Annotated in this window: 17 protein-coding genes; 11 read left to right on the top strand and 6 right to left on the bottom strand. The window is 58.2% G+C overall.

Annotation, left to right across the window (positions count from 1 at the left end; all coding sequences use genetic code 11):
• Positions 1-113 precede the first annotated feature (113 nt).
• On the top strand, positions 114-290 hold the full coding sequence (gene rmf, locus I6L45_RS16710) for a ribosome modulation factor (protein WP_010674759.1): 177 nt from the start codon (positions 114-116) through the stop codon (positions 288-290).
• Between the two features lie 81 nt (positions 291-371).
• On the opposite strand, the gene fabA is transcribed toward rmf, so the two are convergent.
• The 4 genes from fabA to I6L45_RS16690 all read right to left on the bottom strand — a co-directional run bounded on the left by fabA (position 372) and on the right by I6L45_RS16690 (position 5,056).
• Positions 372-932: a 3-hydroxyacyl-[acyl-carrier-protein] dehydratase FabA gene (fabA, locus tag I6L45_RS16705; protein ID WP_043760464.1), complete on the bottom strand. Its 561-nt coding sequence runs from the start codon at positions 930-932 to the stop codon at positions 372-374.
• Between the two features lie 77 nt (positions 933-1,009).
• Positions 1,010-2,986, bottom strand: a complete 1,977-nt coding sequence (locus I6L45_RS16700) for a Lon protease family protein (RefSeq protein ID WP_210548762.1) — start codon at positions 2,984-2,986, stop codon at positions 1,010-1,012.
• Positions 2,987-3,175: 189 nt separating this feature from the next.
• A complete protein-coding gene (locus I6L45_RS16695; RefSeq protein ID WP_216982681.1) occupies positions 3,176-4,453 on the bottom strand; it encodes a site-specific integrase in 1,278 nt (425 codons plus the stop codon).
• Between the two features lie 288 nt (positions 4,454-4,741).
• Complete coding sequence (locus I6L45_RS16690) at positions 4,742-5,056, bottom strand: YebG family protein (protein WP_134694369.1); 315 nt, start codon at positions 5,054-5,056, stop codon at positions 4,742-4,744.
• Between the two features lie 266 nt (positions 5,057-5,322).
• Here I6L45_RS16690 and I6L45_RS16685 point away from each other — a divergent pair, with 266 nt between their 5' ends.
• From I6L45_RS16685 to rsmF, 4 genes are all read left to right on the top strand, one after another.
• Entirely contained in the window at positions 5,323-5,964 is a 642-nt protein-coding gene (locus I6L45_RS16685) for a paraquat-inducible protein A (RefSeq protein WP_216982680.1), read from the top strand.
• Positions 5,942-6,550 carry a paraquat-inducible protein A gene (locus I6L45_RS16680; RefSeq protein ID WP_043760474.1) on the top strand — a complete coding sequence of 203 codons (609 nt, stop codon included), beginning with the start codon at positions 5,942-5,944 and terminating at the stop codon, positions 6,548-6,550. Before I6L45_RS16685 ends, I6L45_RS16680 begins: the two co-directional genes overlap by 23 nt.
• Before the next feature lie 50 nt (positions 6,551-6,600).
• Positions 6,601-9,153, top strand: coding sequence for an MlaD family protein (locus tag I6L45_RS16675; RefSeq protein WP_216982679.1), 2,553 nt, complete (start codon positions 6,601-6,603; stop codon positions 9,151-9,153).
• A gap of 140 nt (positions 9,154-9,293) precedes the next feature.
• A complete protein-coding gene (gene rsmF / locus I6L45_RS16670; RefSeq protein WP_216984232.1) occupies positions 9,294-10,724 on the top strand; it encodes a 16S rRNA (cytosine(1407)-C(5))-methyltransferase RsmF in 1,431 nt (476 codons plus the stop codon).
• 235 nt (positions 10,725-10,959) lie between these two features.
• Here rsmF and I6L45_RS16665 read toward each other — a convergent pair whose 3' ends face one another.
• Together I6L45_RS16665 and I6L45_RS16660 are read right to left on the bottom strand one after the other, a co-directional pair.
• Complete coding sequence (locus I6L45_RS16665; RefSeq protein WP_210548755.1) at positions 10,960-11,217, bottom strand: RepB family protein; 258 nt, start codon at positions 11,215-11,217, stop codon at positions 10,960-10,962.
• 142 nt (positions 11,218-11,359) lie between these two features.
• On the bottom strand, positions 11,360-11,719 hold the full coding sequence (locus I6L45_RS16660) for a DUF3693 domain-containing protein (protein ID WP_216982678.1): 360 nt from the start codon (positions 11,717-11,719) through the stop codon (positions 11,360-11,362).
• Positions 11,720-12,146: 427 nt separating this feature from the next.
• Here I6L45_RS16660 and I6L45_RS16655 point away from each other — a divergent pair, with 427 nt between their 5' ends.
• The 6 genes from I6L45_RS16655 (at position 12,147) to I6L45_RS16630 (ending at position 17,197) form a co-directional block, all read left to right on the top strand.
• Positions 12,147-14,324, top strand: coding sequence for a replication endonuclease (locus tag I6L45_RS16655; RefSeq protein ID WP_216982677.1), 2,178 nt, complete (start codon positions 12,147-12,149; stop codon positions 14,322-14,324).
• A gap of 42 nt (positions 14,325-14,366) precedes the next feature.
• Positions 14,367-14,669: a hypothetical protein gene (locus I6L45_RS16650; protein ID WP_216982676.1), complete on the top strand. Its 303-nt coding sequence runs from the start codon at positions 14,367-14,369 to the stop codon at positions 14,667-14,669.
• 2 nt (positions 14,670-14,671) lie between these two features.
• Positions 14,672-14,917, top strand: coding sequence for a hypothetical protein (locus I6L45_RS16645; protein ID WP_216982675.1), 246 nt, complete (start codon positions 14,672-14,674; stop codon positions 14,915-14,917).
• A 10-nt stretch (positions 14,918-14,927) separates the two neighbouring features.
• Positions 14,928-15,155 (top strand): hypothetical protein, encoded by a 228-nt coding sequence (locus tag I6L45_RS16640; protein WP_216982674.1) that lies wholly within the window; start codon positions 14,928-14,930, stop codon positions 15,153-15,155.
• Between the two features lie 106 nt (positions 15,156-15,261).
• Positions 15,262-16,854, top strand: coding sequence for a hypothetical protein (locus I6L45_RS16635; RefSeq protein WP_216982673.1), 1,593 nt, complete (start codon positions 15,262-15,264; stop codon positions 16,852-16,854).
• 10 nt (positions 16,855-16,864) lie between these two features.
• The gene (locus I6L45_RS16630; RefSeq protein ID WP_216982672.1) at positions 16,865-17,197 is read left to right on the top strand and encodes a DUF2523 family protein; all 333 of its coding nucleotides are present in this window, start codon (positions 16,865-16,867) and stop codon (positions 17,195-17,197) included.
• Positions 17,198-17,199: the final 2 nt, after the last annotated feature.

The raw sequence follows: 17,199 nt of genomic DNA, 5'->3' as shown, positions 1-17,199 counted from the left end.
GCCTGAATAGCATGAAATTTTTTGTTTGACCCTGCCTCCCCCCTGGGGTAAAGATGAAAGCGATCGGTGAAAAACTGGTCGCTTTTTTTGTTCCACGAAGAGGGTCGTAGATGATGAAGAGACAGAAACGGGACCGTCTGGAGAGAGCTCGCGCTCGTGGTTATCAGGCTGGCGTAGTCGGCAAACAGAAAGAAGCGTGTCCGTATCAATGCCTGGATGCCAGAGGGCACTGGCTTGGTGGTTGGCGCGACGCCATGGAAGGGCGAGGCTCAGGCCTCTTCATGAAGTAACCTGCTTCATCACTCATTGCAAAAAGGAAAGGGGCCATTGCGGCCCCTTTACGTTATCTCTCTGGCAACGAGCCAGAGTCATCAGAATGCGGTGGTGTCCTTGAACAGACCCACTTTCAGATCCGTGGCACTGTAGATGGGACGGCCATCCACTTCTACCACGCCATCGGCGATGCCCATGACCAGCTTGCGGTTGATGACACGCTTGAAGGTGATCTTGTAGGTGACCTTCTTGGCCGTCGGCAGGATCTGGCCGGTGAACTTGACCTCGCCAACCCCCAGCGCACGTCCTTTGCCCGGACCGCCTTTCCAGCCCAGGAAGAAACCGACCAGCTGCCACATGGCATCCAGACCCAGACAACCTGGCATGACGGGATCGCCGGGGAAGTGGCAGTCGAAGAACCAGAGATCCGGAGTGATGTCGAGTTCGGCCAGGATCTCGCCCTTGCCATGCTCGCCACCGTGGTCATTGATCTTGACGATGCGATCCATCATCAGCATGTTGGGGGCGGGCAGCTGGCTGTTACCCTCACCAAACAGTTCCCCACGGCTGCAGGCAAGCAGCTCTTCACGGGTAAAGGACTCTTTGCCCTGTTCGCACAGGGAGAGGCGGGGAGCAGTGGTGTCGTTGTCTAGGGTCACGCTGTTTATCCTTCATATGGGTCAAAGCCGGGCCAATTTAGCTTACAGTTGTTCGCCAAACAACTCCGATCACTTTATTAATGGCCGAGAAGCCGATCAAGCAAACGGCGCAGCACGCCGCTCCTGGCTGTCGTGCCGTTGAGTTCGTCCAGCCGATCCTGGATCCGGCCAAACAGGGTATCCGGCATGTCGGGCTCGCCGGCGACGCAACCGGTCAGCAGCTCGATGGCCTCTTCCACGTGATCCACCGGGTGGATATGGAACTGGCCAGCCTCGACGGCGGCGATCACCTCGTCGGAGAGGTTGAGCTGCTGGGCATTGGTGCCAGGCAACAGTATGCCTTGCTTGCCGTTGAGACCGTGGATCTTGCACACCCGGAAGAAGCCTTCAATCTTCTCGTTCACACCGCCAACGGCCTGCACATTGCCGAACTGATCCACCGCGCCGGTGACGGCGAAGTGCTGGTAGATGGGCTGGCGGGCGAGGGCGGAGAGCAGGGCACACAGGCCGGTCAGAGAGGCGCTGTCGCCGTCGATCTCGTGGTAGGACTGCTCGAACACCAGGTTGGCCGACAGCGGCGAGGGGTTCTCGGCACCGAATTTGTTGGAGAGGTAGCCGTGGATGATCATCATCGCCTTGGCGTGGATGTGGCCGGCGAGCTCGGCCTTGCGCTCGATATCTGCCACGTCGCCATCCCCCAGGTGGACGGTGGCGGTCAGGCGTACCGGCTCGCCGAAGTCATAGGGGTGACCCGCGACCTGGATCACGGAGAGACCGTTGATCTGGCCGACCTCTTCACCGTCGGTCTGCAGCAGGATCTGGCCGTCGATGACCCCCTGATCCGATTGCTCCACCAGATAGTTGAGGCGGTAATCCTGCTCCTCCAGGGCGAGCATGATGTGCTCCTCGGTCACGCAGTCTGCCTCCAGCTCGCGGGCCAGGCTGTCGGACATGCGCATGATGGCGCTGAGCTGCACCTCGGAGAGGGAGAGCCACTCCTGGTGGTCACACAGGCGGCTGGCGTGGCGACAGAGGGCGAGGAGGGCACCTGGCGTGAAGTCCAGCAACTCCCAGCGCTCGCGCAACCAGGCCAGATATTGCAGAAACGCGGGTAAGTCCTCTTCTATGTTCACCTCGGAGACCAGATCGGCTCGCAGGAAGATGCGCTCCGCCATGTCTCTGTCCAGCATCTGGAATTCGGCAACATCCAGTCGATCACCCACCAGGATCAGCTTGAACCGTATCGGCGTTGCTTCCGGGGTGAAGAAGGGGGTGAGAGTCTTGCCTTCCTGATAGGCGTTCCAGTCCAGCTCGCCTTTTTGCATGGCATTCTTGAGCTTGAACCAGAGGTGGGGCTGATCCAGCAACTCGTCGAGCTGCAGGATGAGGTAGCCACCGTTGGCCTCACGCAGCAGGCCCGGTTCCAGCAGATGCTGGTTGGCATAGACGGAGCCTTGTTCCGTCTGGTAGTTGATGGAGCCGAACAGGGTGTCCCAGTTCAAATCGCGGCCATAGATGACAGGGGCTTGCTGATCCTCATGGTGGATCAGCAGGTTGATGAGCACGGGGTGCTGGAACTCGAGCCCCTGGGCCACATGGGCCGCCAGATCGGAGAGAAAGTCCACAATCTTGGGGTCATTGTTCTGTTTGCGAATGATCCTGGTGACCAGGCGCTCGGCATCCAGGTGATGACTCATCAGCTTGAGCAGCTCACCGACCATTTCGCAGAATTCGAAACCGGAGCCCGGTTGCAGCCGCAGCCAGATGGGCTTGAACGGGTTGTTGAGGTTCTCGGTGTAGCAGAGGTCGAACAGGTCGCCATCCTTGCCGTTGGATGAGGCAATCAGGGTCTGGCAGACATTTTCATAATCCGCACCGGGGAAGCCGTTGAGGATCATGACCGGGCAGTCGCCATCAAAACTGGCCAACCGCTTGATGCCCGAAATGGCTCTGGGTTGCAGCGCAGCAAAAGGAATGGGTTCGAGTTCGCCGAGCGCAGGGAACTGCTCAATCGTGAAAGCGGGTTTTAATTGTTCTGATGTTAATTCAGCCACTTAAGACATCCGGTCGGGGATAGGATCATTTGCCACTATTATACACAGTTCGGTTGAGGGTGACAGAATACCAAGATACAGCATTTAACATAATATACATTATGCGCGGTGTTGTGTTTTAGGCGTATCAGCTGTGTATCCAGGCAAATATCTGCTATTGGTCACTGGTTATCTCTCACGTGTACAGGCTTAGTCGAGCAAGCGGTCTAGCGGTTTTCTGCTGGCGCTCTCGTGGCGTTCGCTGCTGCCAGTGTGCAGATACTTGGAGGTAGTGTCGATGCTGTCGTGACCCGCATCGGCTTGCACGTGGGACAGCGGTCGGCCATGCAGGTTGATGTCATGGGTGATGCCGGTGTGGCGAATGGAATGCGGGGTCAGGTTGCGCATCTCGGCCGCATCCTGAGCAAAGCCGTCTTGCTCGGCGAGCGTGGCTGCTTGCTCGAACACCGCCATGACCAGGTCTCTCAGCTGACGGATGCCGAGATTGGCATTGAGCTCGCCTTGTTCGCGGCCATGGGCCGCGGCCTTGTGGCGCACGAAGAGCGGAGTCTGCTCGCCGGGTGTCGGCATCGGCGAGAGCCCAAGAAAGGTACGATAGCGAGCCAAGGCTTCGAGCAGAGCCTGGGAGACGGCCACGGTACGGCGTTTGCCACCCTTGCTGCGCGGGATGTCATAGCCCCAGACGCCTGTCTTGCCATCACGGCGAAACTGGCTCATGACCGGGCTGAACCCCGGCCTCGCGGCTACCTCCGAAATACGCAGATAACAGGCGTACATCAGGCAGATGAGAAAGCGGCTGCGCTCGTGCTGAGCCGGGTCCTCGGCTGCCAGCTGTTCGGTGGCCTGCATCACATAGGACCACTGCAACTCGGTGAAAGATTGCGCCTCGTCGCCGGCATCCTGGTTGAGTGGCCGCTTCACCCGCTGCAGCAGGAGTGCCGGGTTGCGATCCATGTACTCCTCCTGAATAAGGAACTGGAAGAAGGCTGACAAGATGGCGAGCTTGGTTTTCATCGCCTGTTCGCTCAGGCGATACGGCAACTCCCGGCCCAGATCCCGTTTGCCCAGGAAAGGACGCCACAGGGGGTTGGGTAGCCTCTCCCCCCACTCCTTGTCGAGCACGAACTGGGCCACGTTCCGATAGGCGATAAGCTCCGATGGTGGCGCCTGGCAATAGTCGAGATAGCGCATCATGATGCGCCTGGTGAGATCCCTGGGGCTGATGGCCACCTCGCAGAAGCACCAATGCAGGAAGGTGGTGAGCTCGCTGCGGTAGGTCTTGTAGTTGTTCTCGCTGTGACGCTGCTCCAGCAGCCAGTCGACGGCCAGCTCGTAGACGAGCCCTGCATCGGGGATATTGCCAAGACTCAGGGTGGCCAGATACTGGTTGACCTGGGGATTGCCCGCTTCCAGGTGGGTCACGCTGTCGAACAGCGGCATGGCGGGTGGAAGTTGAGGATGGGTCATGATGATGTTTGTGTTATCGAGTCGATGGAACTAGTGGGTGTCACGCCATCCTGATGCCGATAAATGGGGTTATCGGCATCAGGGCTCACAGGTCGTCCAGAGAGCGGCTGTCACAATATGCGATATGGCATATCGTATGGCGACGAACACGCTGCACATAAAAACATTCAATGAATATGCAATGTGGTTGGAAAATTTTCGGGGTAAATACCGAGGAAAGTGACTTTTTTTGCTGCCTTTATGCATATCACGCGGCAGAAGAAGGCGGTTCCCCTGCCCGCGTCGATATCAGGCCACGCTCTTGAGGGACTTTCCCTTTGCAGGGATGGCATCCAGCTTCTCATCTTTGTTGGTGCCGGGGACACTCCCCTGCCCTTTGCCTCCGCGCAGCACGTTTTGCAGCAGATCCCGCTGTTCTGCCAAGTAGAAGGCCAGGCTCTCCTGCTGCTCCGGTGCCAGCGCGACGGGGGCACCCGCCAGCAGCGTCATCAGCTCGTCGGCAGTATCCAGCAGCTTGTCATAGGCATCAGCCTCCTTCTTGCTGGTAAACGTCATCTTCTCCACTCCCCCACGTACCACAACATACTTGATTTCAACGGCCATCGCGGCGTCCTCCTCATGATAGTGAACATAAGTATATGTATGGATATACAGTATCGCAAGTCACGTCGGCGAGAAGGCAGCAGTGACCCTGTCAAGAGCCTGAGGTCAGCCCGCTGTGATGAATCGGGGTATGGCCTCAGGATGGTTGCCGCTCCCCCACTCCACTGGGAGATCTGCCCCTTTTCTTGGGTATGGCTTGCTGTGCGGCAAGACAGGAAGGGCGTTTTAGGGTAAATTTTATCAATTCCTTCAACAGGTTGAATTGTATGTCGGATCCGCATTCCGTGATCGTCTGCCCGGCCTGCGACTTGCTGATCGAACGCAAGTTGTTGCCGCTGCGGCGTCACGCCCATTGTCCCCGCTGTCACCAGCACCTCTACGGGCGCTATGCCTTTCGCCCTTCCCAGTTGATGGCGCTGACCATCACCGGCTTCCTGCTGTTGCCCTCCGCGTTTTTTGAGCCGTTGATCTACCTGCGTCTGGCCGGGGTCAATTCCGAGGCAAACCTGGTGAAGGGCATTCTGATGCTGTTCTCAGAGAGCGAGGTCTGGGTGGCGAGCCTGGTGCTCTGGTGCGCCGTGGTGGCACCGACGGGGTTGCTGCTCGGGGTGTTTGCGCTGGCATCCGGGCTCGCCAAACGCTGGCACCTGCTGGCCTTGACCCTGAAATCGGTCGAGGTCTTCCGCCACTGGGCCATGCTGGAGGTGTACATCGTCAGCCTGCTGGTCGCCCTGTTCAAGCTGGTCGATATCGCCGACGTGCGTCTGGGGGGAGGCCTGCTCAGCCTGGGTTGCCTGATGCTGCTCAACATGACGCTGCTCATCCTCTTCGATCCCGCCCCCTACTGGGCTCGGATCCCGCTGCAACAGGCCACGGAGCCAGACAATGACCCTGACAAGCGCACGTAAACTGGGGCTCTGTCGCTGTCATACCTGCGGCTTGCTGGTGCGCTACCAGAGCGCCATGAGCTGCCCCCGTTGCCAGACACCCTTGCAGATGCGCATTCCCCATTCCCTCGCCTGGACGTGGGGACTGCTGGCGCTGGCCACCTTCATGCTGTTGCCGGCCAATCTCTTGCCCATCACCCACTTCTACAACAAGGGATTATTGCAGTCCGATACCATCTTCAGCGGTATCATGGCGCTCTATCGCAGCAAGATGTCCGGCATCGCCACCATAGTGCTGACCGCGAGCATCGTAGTCCCCATCGGCAAGATAGTGGGTCTTGGGTGGATCTGCTGGCAGTTGCAGCGCAGCAAGCCGGTACGCCGCAAGCGTCAGCTCATCATGTACCGCATCATCGATTTCATCGGGCGCTGGTCCATGCTGGACCTGTTCGTCATCTCGCTGATGGTGGCCCTGGTGGATCGCGGCGTACTGCTCAACGTGCGTGCCGGTCCCGGGGCGACGGCTTTTGCCGGCGTGGTGGTGCTCACCATGATGTCGGCCCGGATGCTCGATACCCGCCTGTTGTGGGACAAGGCGGCCCGTTAATGTCTTTTGTGTCGGATGTGCTGTGATCACAGCCAATGTAAGGAGTCCGTATGATCGGGGCTGAACCCGTCATTAAGAAACATCGCTGGTTATCCCCGGTCTGGCTGCTGCCCTTCATCGCCCTCTTGCTGGCGGGAGGCTTCCTCTACCAGCAGTGGGCAAGCAGCGGCCAGATGATCCGCATCAACTTTGCCCAGGGCAACGGCATCCTGCCGGGCAAGACCCAGCTGCGCTATCAGGGGGTGGCCATCGGCGTCGTCCAGGAGCTGGGGCTGGCGGAGGATGGTCGCAAGATAGCAGTGCTGGCCAAGGTCGACAGTCGCGCCCGCCCGCTCATTCGCAAGGGGTCCGATTTCTGGCTGGTGAGCCCCAAGGCGTCGCTCACCGAGATCTCCGGCCTGGATACCCTGGTCTCCGGCAACTACATCAACGTGCAGCCCGGCCGGGAGAACAACCCGCTGGAGGACGAGTTCGATGCCCTGGACGGCCCCCCCCCCGGCTATCAGGCCCAGGGGCGGACCCTGCACCTGACCGCCGACTCGCTGGGGTCGGTCGGTATCGGGGCCAAGATCTACTTCCGCGGGCTGGAGGTGGGGAGTGTCATCAATACCCGCCTCGGGGAAGCGAACCAGAACGTGATCCTGGATCTGGTGATAGAGCCGCGCTTCGAACACCTCGTCAAGACGGATAGCCGCTTCTGGAACATCAGCGGCATCAAGGGCTCCTTCAGCCTGGCGGGCGTGAGCGTGGAGGCCGGCAGCCTTACCTCCATCCTGAGCGGCGGCATCGCCTTTGACTCCCCCAAGGATTCCCCCATCGCCCAGAAGGGGGTGAATTTTGTCCTCTACAAGGGGCTGGCCGAGGCGGCCCGGGGCGAACGCATCACCATCCAGGCGGGCGAACTCCCCATCAAGGAGGGCATGCCCATCCTGTATGAAGGGATCGAGATTGGCCGGGTCGACCCCATTCGCCTGACCGAACAGGGCCGGGTCGTGACGGCGCTGATCAACCCTGAACAGGCATTTCGGATGACCGGCAAGAGCCGCCTCCTCTGGGAGACGGTCTCCCTCTCCCCGTCCGGCGTCAAGCATGCGGATCGCCTGCTGGCCGGGCCCGCCATCCGCCTTGACTACGTGGCAGGTGAGCAGGTCAACACCATGACGCTGACGGAGCAGGCACAGCGTGGCGGCACCAGGCTGACCCTGCAGGCGGACGATCTCGCCGGCTTGAGCGAGGGCGCACCGCTCTGGTTCAAGGGGCTGCAGATAGGCCAGCTGGGGACGCTGACCCTGGATGCGGGGGGCAATGCCCGCGTCGACCTGCTGGTGAACGAAGGTTATCAGCACCTGCTGCAGCGGGCGCGCTTCTACCGTGCGTCCCCCCTGCAGGTCGAGGCCGATCTCAGCGGGCTCAAGGTGGAGGCCAGTCCGGCGAGTGCCTGGCTGGCGGGCGGGATCAAACTGGTACAGGCACCGCAGGGTGAGCGTATCGATCGCCTCTACCCCAGTCAGGAGCTGGCCCTGCTCGGCAGTCGCAACGCCAGGCCGGCGCGCTGGACACTGCGCGCCGAGCAGGCTGACGGCATCGGCATTGGCTCCCCCGTGTTCTACCTGGGGTTGGAAGCGGGCAAGGTCAAAGGGCTGAAAGCCGAGGATGGTGGCGTGGCGATCACCCTGGAGATCGACGCCACCTATGCCCCCCTCCTCAAGCAGCAGCCCCAGTTCTGGAAGAAGGCCGCCATCGACGGCAAGATCCGGCTCGACGGGGTACAGGTCAAGATGGGTAACCTCGCCACCCTGCTGCGCGGTGCCATCGAGTTCGACAGCCTCGGCACCGGTCGCAGCAGTCATCAGCTCTTTGACAGCAAGGAGCAGGCCGGCACCCAGGTGCGTACCCTCACCCTGACCGCCGATCATAACCCGGGGCTCGGGGTCGGCAGCCCCATCCGCTATCGGGGTGTCGACATCGGCAAGGTGGAGCAGATCGAGCTGGATCCCTCCCTCGGCCAGGTGCGTTTCAAGGCCGAGCTGGCGCAGCAGTATGCCGCCCGCTTCCTGCAATCCGGCGCACGCTACACCCTGGTGCAGGCCAAGGTGGGACTGGGGGGCGTCACCCACCTCGACACCCTGATCAAGGGCGCCTTCGTGGAGGCTACCCCGGGCCAGGGCGCGGGCAAGGAGCGATTCCCGTTGAGCGAGAGCGGCCCCGTCGGCTTGGCGCTGACTTTAAAAAGCCCCGCCGTCGACGGCGTCAGCGTGGGCAGTCCTCTGCTGTTTAGAAAGATGGTGGTGGGCAGCGTCACCGGCGTGGTGCTGGCCCGCGATGGCAGCGAGGTGCTGATCGACGTGAACGTCGACGGGCAGTACGCCCACCTGGTGCGAGCCAACAGCCGCTTCTGGAACGTCTCCGGCGTCAAGGCCGACATCGGCCTGACCGGTGGCACCATAGAGGTAGAAACCGTGCAGAGCCTGCTGGCCGGCGGCATCGCCTTCAATACCCCGGAGCGGGAGATGGGGGCCACCGTCAAGGCGGGTCACAGTTACCCGCTGCACTCCAAGGCGGAGAAGGAGTGGCTGGAGTGGAGCCCCCGCATCCAGCCCTGACCCCTAGCTCTTATAAAAACCGGCCGTGTGCCGGTTTTTTTTATGGGCACGCCTTTCACCGCCGGGCGAAAGGCGCCTGAAGGAAATGCCCGTACTGTGGTAAGATGTCGCCCCTCATTTTGGGTCAGCGAGATTGCGACGTGCACGACAACACCTACCTTCCCGATCACTTCCTCCGCCACATTGCGGCCATCATGCCGTCCCATCTCTCCATGGAGGAGTTCGTGGCGAGTTGTCGTCGCCCGCTGCGGCGCAGCATCCGGGTCAACACCCTCAAGATCGCCGTGCACGAGTTTGTCGCCCGCATGGCGCCCCTGGGTTGGCAACTGGACCCCGTTCCCTGGTGCGAGACCGGCTTCTGGCTGACTCGCAGCGACGAGAGCGTCCCCCTTGGCAACACCGCCGAACACCTGTGCGGCCTCTTCTACATCCAGGAGGCGAGCTCCATGCTGCCGGTGACGGCGCTCTTTGCCTGCGAGCAGATAAAACGGGATGGCATGTTGCTGGACGCGGCCGCCGCCCCCGGCTCCAAGACCACCCAGATCGCGGCCCTGATGGAGAACCAGGGGATGTTGATCGCCAACGAGTTTTCCAGCAGCAGGCTCAAGGTACTGAGTGCGAATATCCAGCGCTGCGGTGTGACCAACGTGGGGATGACCCACTTTGATGCCAAGGTCTTTGGTCAGTGGTTGCCGGAAACCTTCGACGCCATCCTGCTCGATGCCCCCTGCTCCGGCGAGGGGACGGTGCGCAAGGATGAAGATGCCCTGCGCAACTGGAGCCTCGAGAGCATCGAGGAGATCGCTGCCGTGCAGCAGGGGTTGCTGGAGAGTGCCTTCCACGCGCTCAAGCCCGGCGGCGTCCTGGTCTACTCCACCTGTACCCTGAGTGAGCAGGAGAACCAGGCCGTGTGCCAATCCCTGCTGGACAAATTCGGCGATGCCCTGAGTTTCGACTCCCTGGCGGACCTCTTCCCGGGAGCGGAGCAGACTTGCACGAAGGAAGGATACCTGCACGTTTGGCCCCAGATTTTCGATTCTGAAGGCTTTTTCGTCGCCAGATTGCGCAAGCATCACTCCGTGCCCAACACCATGTTCAAGCCGGGCAAGCTCGGCAAGTTCCCCTTCTCTCCCCTGCCGGAGAAAGAAGCTGTTCCCATGCTGCGGGAGATCGAGGCGAGCTTCGGGATCGCTCCCCGTGGCCAGTTGTTTGGCCGCAACGACGAGATCTGGCTCTTCCCCGATGCCTTCGAGCAGGTACAGGGCAAGCTGCGCTTCGATCGCATCGGCATCAAGCTGGCGGAAACATTCAAGAAGGGATATCGGTTGACCCATGAATGGGCGCTTGCCTATGGCGCGCTGGCCACGCGGGGATACATCGATCTGGATGTCGCCAATGCTCGGGAATTCATGATGGGGCGGGATGTCTGGCCCGAGCAACAGGCGGGTAACGGCGAGGTCATCGTCCGCTATCAGGGGCATCCGCTCGGCATGGGGAAATGGGTGGGGAGTCGCATCAAGAATGCCCTGCCCCGCGAACTGGTACGGGACAACAACCTGTTCAACGAGTGAGCTCGGGCGCCGGTAAAAGGCGCCTGATCGAGTCTTAAAAACCCACACTCTGGTTGAACATTTAGCCGGTTCTTGAAATGCCTCTAGCCTTGTCTAAGCTTAAGGCTATCCACATACCAGTTAGCGCACGGCTCTGCAAGGAGCCAATTCCCCTATGCCAGGTACAAGGAATTCGTACCTGGCTTTTTTTGTCCCTATGCCTTTTCGAAGCATCCCTGTTTCTCCTTTCTCTTCCCTACTCCAGGGTCTCCACCGGCGATCTCTCCGAACGCACTTGAGGCACCAGCTCATGCTGGTAGAGCAGATCGATCGCCTGCTCGATGAGGGAGGCCTGGCTGTCTTCCAGGTGGAGACCCAGTTCCTGCAACCGCTCGGCATGGCGATTGCTGATCCAGCATTGCAGCCGGCTGTGGGTTTCCTGCTTGCGCTTCACATGTTGACGCTGTCGCTCGGCGTTGTCTTGCGCCCCGCTCGTCTTCATTTCTTGGCTCATATGACCTTGCTGGATAGAAAAATGGAGACTGTTATCTCTCACTTATTCCCGTGTTAAGGTGAGGATGACAGCATTATGCTCACCTCTCGACTCAGGAACCAAATGAAGGGATAAATATATCATCAGATCAATGGGATATAATTTAACATAAAAATATCTTATACGCGGTCAGAATCGGTTCCAGAGTCAGGCCCCCCGCCGTCATCATCCCCAGTGCCAGCGCGGTCCCTGTGCTGGCGCAGTACTTTTTTAGGGCGTCATACCAGGCCGCTTTTGCAACCGGTGTCTTGGCTCTGACAGCTTGAAGTGAAATCATCACTTCTAGTGGATCTAGCCCCGCCCCTTCGGCGAGGAAAATTGCAGTTTCATCAGTGAATTGCTTTTTCCCTTTCTTGATTTCTGCAATATGAGCGCTGCTAAAACCAAGGTCTTGGCAAACTTCAGCGTATTTTGTGTAGTTTTTGGCTCTCATATAGGCCGCCATCAACGCTTTTGAGTCCATTTTATTTCCTCCGGTTAGCTAGCTTACTTGTTTACTACCCTGATTTTGCACCATTTTGCCGCCTTGCACATAGTTCGTTAACTAGCTAAAACTTTCGCTAGTTTACGAGGAAGGTAGGTTTATATGGAACGCACGACCCTACAGCAAGAAGTCCCTGTTTACCACGTTTGCCAGGAATGTGCCGGTTCTGGCTGTGCGGCCTGTTCTGACCTCTGCATCTTGGATGGGGATATCGAGCTTGATCCTTATGAGTGCCGTTATTGTGGTTGGATTGGTGGTCACGTTGACGGCTGTGTTTCCGTTGATCCCGATATCGATCAGACCTCCGAGGTAGGTGCGTGATGAACATCTACGCTTGGTCTTACTTCGGCCTCTTCGCCATCGCCGTCTTAACTCACTTCCTCCTTGAGTGGTATCGGAGGCAAAGATGAGTATTCAGCCTTTTAATGGTCGGCATGGCATGGGTATGACCTTCACATCCTACGCCGCCCAGCGAACTCTTGACGGTTCTCGCAAGGCCCCTACTCGTCCGACTCTGTTGGCTACGCCAGTTCTGACCGCTGATGAACTGACGCCAGAGGAATACCTGGGCAAGTTGCAATCTGAGCGTGGCCTTCAGGATGAGGATGTGCAACTTCTGCACCGTATCTATGCCGATGGCTACCAGAAAACTACGGTTGCCCTCGCCTCCCCTGCTCCGGCACGTCCGTTCACACCGGTTCCGTTTTCTGCCGAAGCCGTTGCCGACAAGTTCGCCGCCCTGCCCATTGGCACCGCCGAGGATGCCAAGCTGCGCGAGCGTGTCGTGCTCCGTCACCCCTCATGCGTAGGATGGTTCACACATGTCTATCAATCGCGTAATGCGCTACTGGGCGTACAAGCTGCTAACGAGGCAGTGCGCAGGCTGGACGAGTCTCTTTCTGTTCGGTCTGAGCTTGGCGAACTCCGTTACTCTCTTGACGATGACGGTGTCGATACCTTTGCCCAGCGATTCGCTGACCATACCGGTCGTCTGGTTTCTACAAGGAGCCATGTGGTTGCTCTCCGGCTGGTCATGGAGCTGGCTTATCAGTACGGCCTTAGTCCTGTGGATACAATCACCGATGAGCAGCAAGAAGACCCCTATCCTACCCTTAATCGCTGGGCCGACATGGCATGGGTTCGCCGTCGCGTACGCCGCGTCTCAGCTCGCCGTCTTTATGACGCCGCTCGGGAACATGCCCTTATCAGCGCAAGACTGGCAGCATATACAACTGATCTCTCTGTTGCTCGGCGGTCCTATCGCCTTGCACGAAATGACGAAACTCTGTCTGCCCTTGTTGCGCACAATGTTCAGGATGTCTTTGATGCGGTAGGCATGAAAGAGGCGGTCGACGCCAGTACCAGCAACCGCACCAACCGCCGCGCCGAACTGATGACCCGCCTCCGTGGTTTCGAGGAGTGCGCTAAAGAGCAACGTCATGTTGCAATCTTCCTGACGTTTACGTGTCCCAGCCGCTTCCATTCCGTGCACCGCAACGGCACCAGTAACCAGAACTGGATTGATGCCGGTCGCCCGACCGTCAGGGCCGCCCAAGGCTGGCTTATCAATGCCTGGAACAACATCCGCAAGCGTGCCAACGAGGCCGAAATCAAGCCCTACGGTTTCCGGTTCGCCGAGCCTCACCATGATGGCACCCCTCATTGGCATGCCGTCCTGTTCATGTCCACCCGTGACGCCAAGGACTACCTCAAAATCTGCCGCGACCAGATGCTGGCCGATTCCGGCAACGAGCCAGGCGCAAAGCAACACCGCTTCAAGGTCGTCTTCATCGACCCGCGCAAGGGCTCTGCCGTGGGGTACTGCTCCAAGTACGTAGCCAAGAATATCGACGGTTATGCAGTGGGCAAAGACCATGAAGCCGGCAAGCGAGCCAAGGCCGTCGACACGGCCATCCGTGTCGATGCATGGAAGTCAGACAACCGCATCCGCCAGTTCCAGCAAATCGGCGGCCCCTCCGTGACTGCGTGGCGCGAGTTCCGCCGTCTGCGCACCGAACTCGACCAGGAAAACCCGATGTTCCAAGACCTGACCCCCGAGCAGCACTTTGCGCTCGAAAACGTCCGCAAGGCTGCTGACGCCGGAGACTGGGCCGCCTTCTGCTGCGCCATGGGTGGCGTCCAGGTGCGCCGCGCTGACCAGACCGTGAAGGTTCAGTACGGCATCCCCGAGGCCATGATGATGCTCTGCGATGAGGATGGGGTGATGCTCCGCACTCCTCGCACCAAGACCCAGTATGGCGACAAGGCCGCCCTGCGGGCCATGGGCCTGATGTACTGCGACGTGTTCCTGCTCACCCGCGCCAAGGATTGGCTCATTACCTCCAAGGAGCGCTGGGAAGCGGCGTGCAAGAAAACCATGGAGGGTATCGCCGAGCAGTTCGACACCCTGCACGAGGAGCGGGTTTACCAGTTCATGGAGTACGAGGCCTATGAAGCCATGCGCCAAGTGGCCATCTGTGACCACCAGTCCCGTGTCTGGCTTCTGTATCCCGACACCGACCGCCTCGCGGGGTCCCCTCCGGGGTGCGAGCCGGACGGTGTCGGCTTGGACCCGTGTCATTAACTGTCCTGTCTTTACCAAAACCCAAACAACCGGAGAAGCGAAATGGAAATTGTTGGAAACATCATGGATGCCGACGACATCGTGCTGAGTACCCGTAACCGCAACGGCACCGATGTGCAGGTCGGTTCATTCAAGTTCATGACCACCAAGCCCACCTCGGTCATCGAGGTCGGCCTGAGCGAGGAACAGGTCAAGGGCAATATGCACGTCGAGCTCAAGGCGCTGGTCGGCAGTCGTATCACCCTCCAGCTCGAATATGTCGATAGCGCCTATGCCGGTGCTCAGGGCCAGCACAAGCAGTTCAACGGCTTCCGCCTGTTCGCCCTGCCAGCGAAGAAGGCGTAATCATGCGCTGCGTCCAGGTAACCGCTGAGGGCTTCCTGCAGGCCGTCGATGTGGCGCTTGACCAGTGCCAAGGCGCGTATCTGGTCGAGCAACAAGACATAGCGTCCATGGTCGCCTGGCTCGACCCTGCGACCGTGGGCTATGGCAACTTGGTGGCACTTTTGGGTGCTGCTTTTACGGGTGTGATCACGGTGTATTACTCCTCATGGGCGTGGGCCCGTGTCCGCTCAGTTATTGCAATGAGATAAGGAAAATCGTATGCAAAACATCAACATGAAGAAGCTCACCATCATCGCCGCTATGCTGCTCACCGCTGGTGTTGCACATGCCGAAGGTGAAATCGATCTGTCCGGTGTTCAGACCGCGTTCCTAGCCACTATCGCCGCCATCACCCTGTTCGTCGGGGCTGCGGGGCTGGGCAAGGCCGGTCTGGGTGCGGTGATCTGGGGCTGGCGTAAAGCCGTCAGCGTGGTCAGCGGACGGTAACATCATGTTGCACCCCAAAGGGGCGGCTCACGCCGTCCCTTTTTTATTGGAGAGGACGCCATGGTTTGGGTTCCCATAATGTTTGTCACAGGGTTGGTGCTGGCATATGCGTACATATCAGGAAGTAATTCGCGCCATTAGTGTGCGCTGGTTAATCAAGAAAGCCCTCAGAACTACAATATATTTCCTTAATCCGTTCAGGCTGATTAAATGTTGTATTTATTTGGTGTTGGGGGCAATATTCCTTGGTGTGCTGACGCTTGTTATAGGTAATTATGCGCGTGCTGCTGAGTGGGTCCCTGCAAGTCAAGTTTTAAGCCCTTCTGGTGGCGGCTCTTGTTATTATAGAGAAGGCTATGGCCGTGTTTCTGCAACATCCATGCAGAATTGCATTGATCAGGCCGTTAGTTTTTACTCGACTTTTAATTATGCTTACGATTCCACTGGGTTAACTTCTGTTTTTACGACTACCCCGTTGCAGTACAAGACCTTTTTCACACTTAAACATAAAATAAACGGTGGTATTTTAAATCTTGATATGGTTCATGGCTCTGTTACTCCCGTTTATTCTTGTCCGCCGTCTGGTAATCCAGATTTCACTATGGGTCCAATAGTTAACAACCATGGCACTGTTTGTGAGAAAAAACCTATTGAGTGTTTGATTGGTTCTGTCAAAGAGACCAACGTAATTACTGGCAAGGAGTTCTGCCGCCCTATCTGTGAAGGCATCGCAGGTAACACCCTCGAAAATGTCTCTTATTTTCAGTCTATGTTCGGCTCTGTGCAGATACAGTGTTATGGTCAGTGCTCAATTTTGCCGTCAGGTGTTTCTATCAGTTCTGGGCAGACTCCGAATATCTATACCGGTGATATCAAGTTCACCGGTGAAAACTGCCCAGTGCAGACCAATGGCCAGACGGACACGGTTGATCAGTCTGGTGACGTTCAAGCGCCCGAATCCTCTGATGCAACCAACGCCGCTCAAAACCAGCTCCAGAACGCCGCCAGCGGTGCCATTTCCAACGCCGTATCCGGTTCGTCAGGCACGGCAGACCTCAATGAGGTTGTCGACAAGATAGCCGAGTCCAGCAACGCCGAAATTAAGGCCAGCTCCGAGCAGAACGCCGCGTTGGGTCAGGTCATCCAGAACACCGGCAAGGATATCCAGGCATCCATCAAAGAGGCGCAGTTATCGGCGTCACAAGGCAATGCGGGCGCCAGTCTTGGGCAGGTTCAGACGGCCAACGCCATCAAAGATGGCAATGCCCAGTTGGGCACCAAGTTGGACGCTATCAAGGATGCCATCGAGGCGGGCAATGGGGATGAAGGCGGCGAAGAGGAGCCAGACCCTACCCTGCCCCCTGAAGATACCTCCATTTCTGTGGATCCCAATGATGTGAATCCGAACCCCAATGACTGGGGGACACGTAACTACGGCACCGTTTTGCAACAACACGTTGCATTTATGAATGAGTTGCCATTGTTCTCGACAACCAAACAGTTCTTCCAGGTGAATATGAGTGGCGGGGCTTGTCCGCACTTCTATCTGAGTTTGCCGGAAATAGGCGGCATGGGTGGCAATACCCTCGACTTCAACGTGTTCTGTAGTGAGGAATTTCGGCAATTGTTTGTCATCGTCGCGCTGTGTATCAAGCTGCTCGGTTTGGCGTATGGCTTTAGATTAGCCTTCTTGGACTAAGGGGTCTGACATGGAATTGCTCAAGTCGTTCAGGGATTGGCTTCGCGACATGATTGAAAGTGTCATCATGTGGGTTGTCGGTCTGTTTCAGGCGGTATTCCAGTGGTTTGAAGATGTTCTGCTGAACATATTCGAGAGTGTGTTGGAAGGCATCCGATATGTCATTGCTGCTATTCCCATGCCGGACATTCTGCAATATTCGCTGCAAGACATATTCAACATCATGCCATCGGATTTGATTTACCTGCTGAACATGTCGGGTATATCCGAAGCCATGATGTTTGTGTCCCTTGGCTTCGCGTTCAGGATGGTTCGCAAGGTCGCCACGCTGTTCCAATGGTAACC

The organism is Aeromonas sp. FDAARGOS 1415 (assembly GCF_019048365.1).
GTDB classification, from domain to species: domain Bacteria; phylum Pseudomonadota; class Gammaproteobacteria; order Enterobacterales; family Aeromonadaceae; genus Aeromonas; species Aeromonas taiwanensis.
Note: the sequence above shows the minus strand (reverse complement) of the source record. Positions and strands in the feature narration are given on the sequence as shown.

What these genes read in the sequence shown, in the direction of transcription:
- rmf (WP_010674759.1), top strand. Translation starts at nt 114, where the DNA reads ATGAAGAGACAGAAACGGGACCGTCTGGAGAGAGCTCGCGCTCGTGGT.
- I6L45_RS16695 (WP_216982681.1), bottom strand. Translation starts at nt 4,453, where the DNA reads ATGACCCATCCTCAACTTCCACCCGCCATGCCGCTGTTCGACAGCGTG.
- I6L45_RS16690 (WP_134694369.1), bottom strand. Translation starts at nt 5,056, where the DNA reads ATGGCCGTTGAAATCAAGTATGTTGTGGTACGTGGGGGAGTGGAGAAG.
- I6L45_RS16685 (WP_216982680.1), top strand. Translation starts at nt 5,323, where the DNA reads ATGTCGGATCCGCATTCCGTGATCGTCTGCCCGGCCTGCGACTTGCTG.
- I6L45_RS16680 (WP_043760474.1), top strand. Translation starts at nt 5,942, where the DNA reads ATGACCCTGACAAGCGCACGTAAACTGGGGCTCTGTCGCTGTCATACC.
- I6L45_RS16675 (WP_216982679.1), top strand. Translation starts at nt 6,601, where the DNA reads ATGATCGGGGCTGAACCCGTCATTAAGAAACATCGCTGGTTATCCCCG.
- I6L45_RS16665 (WP_210548755.1), bottom strand. Translation starts at nt 11,217, where the DNA reads ATGAGCCAAGAAATGAAGACGAGCGGGGCGCAAGACAACGCCGAGCGA.
- I6L45_RS16660 (WP_216982678.1), bottom strand. Translation starts at nt 11,719, where the DNA reads ATGGACTCAAAAGCGTTGATGGCGGCCTATATGAGAGCCAAAAACTAC.
- I6L45_RS16655 (WP_216982677.1), top strand. Translation starts at nt 12,147, where the DNA reads ATGAGTATTCAGCCTTTTAATGGTCGGCATGGCATGGGTATGACCTTC.
- I6L45_RS16650 (WP_216982676.1), top strand. Translation starts at nt 14,367, where the DNA reads ATGGAAATTGTTGGAAACATCATGGATGCCGACGACATCGTGCTGAGT.
- I6L45_RS16645 (WP_216982675.1), top strand. Translation starts at nt 14,672, where the DNA reads ATGCGCTGCGTCCAGGTAACCGCTGAGGGCTTCCTGCAGGCCGTCGAT.
- I6L45_RS16640 (WP_216982674.1), top strand. Translation starts at nt 14,928, where the DNA reads ATGCAAAACATCAACATGAAGAAGCTCACCATCATCGCCGCTATGCTG.
- I6L45_RS16635 (WP_216982673.1), top strand. Translation starts at nt 15,262, where the DNA reads ATGCGTACATATCAGGAAGTAATTCGCGCCATTAGTGTGCGCTGGTTA.
- I6L45_RS16630 (WP_216982672.1), top strand. Translation starts at nt 16,865, where the DNA reads ATGGAATTGCTCAAGTCGTTCAGGGATTGGCTTCGCGACATGATTGAA.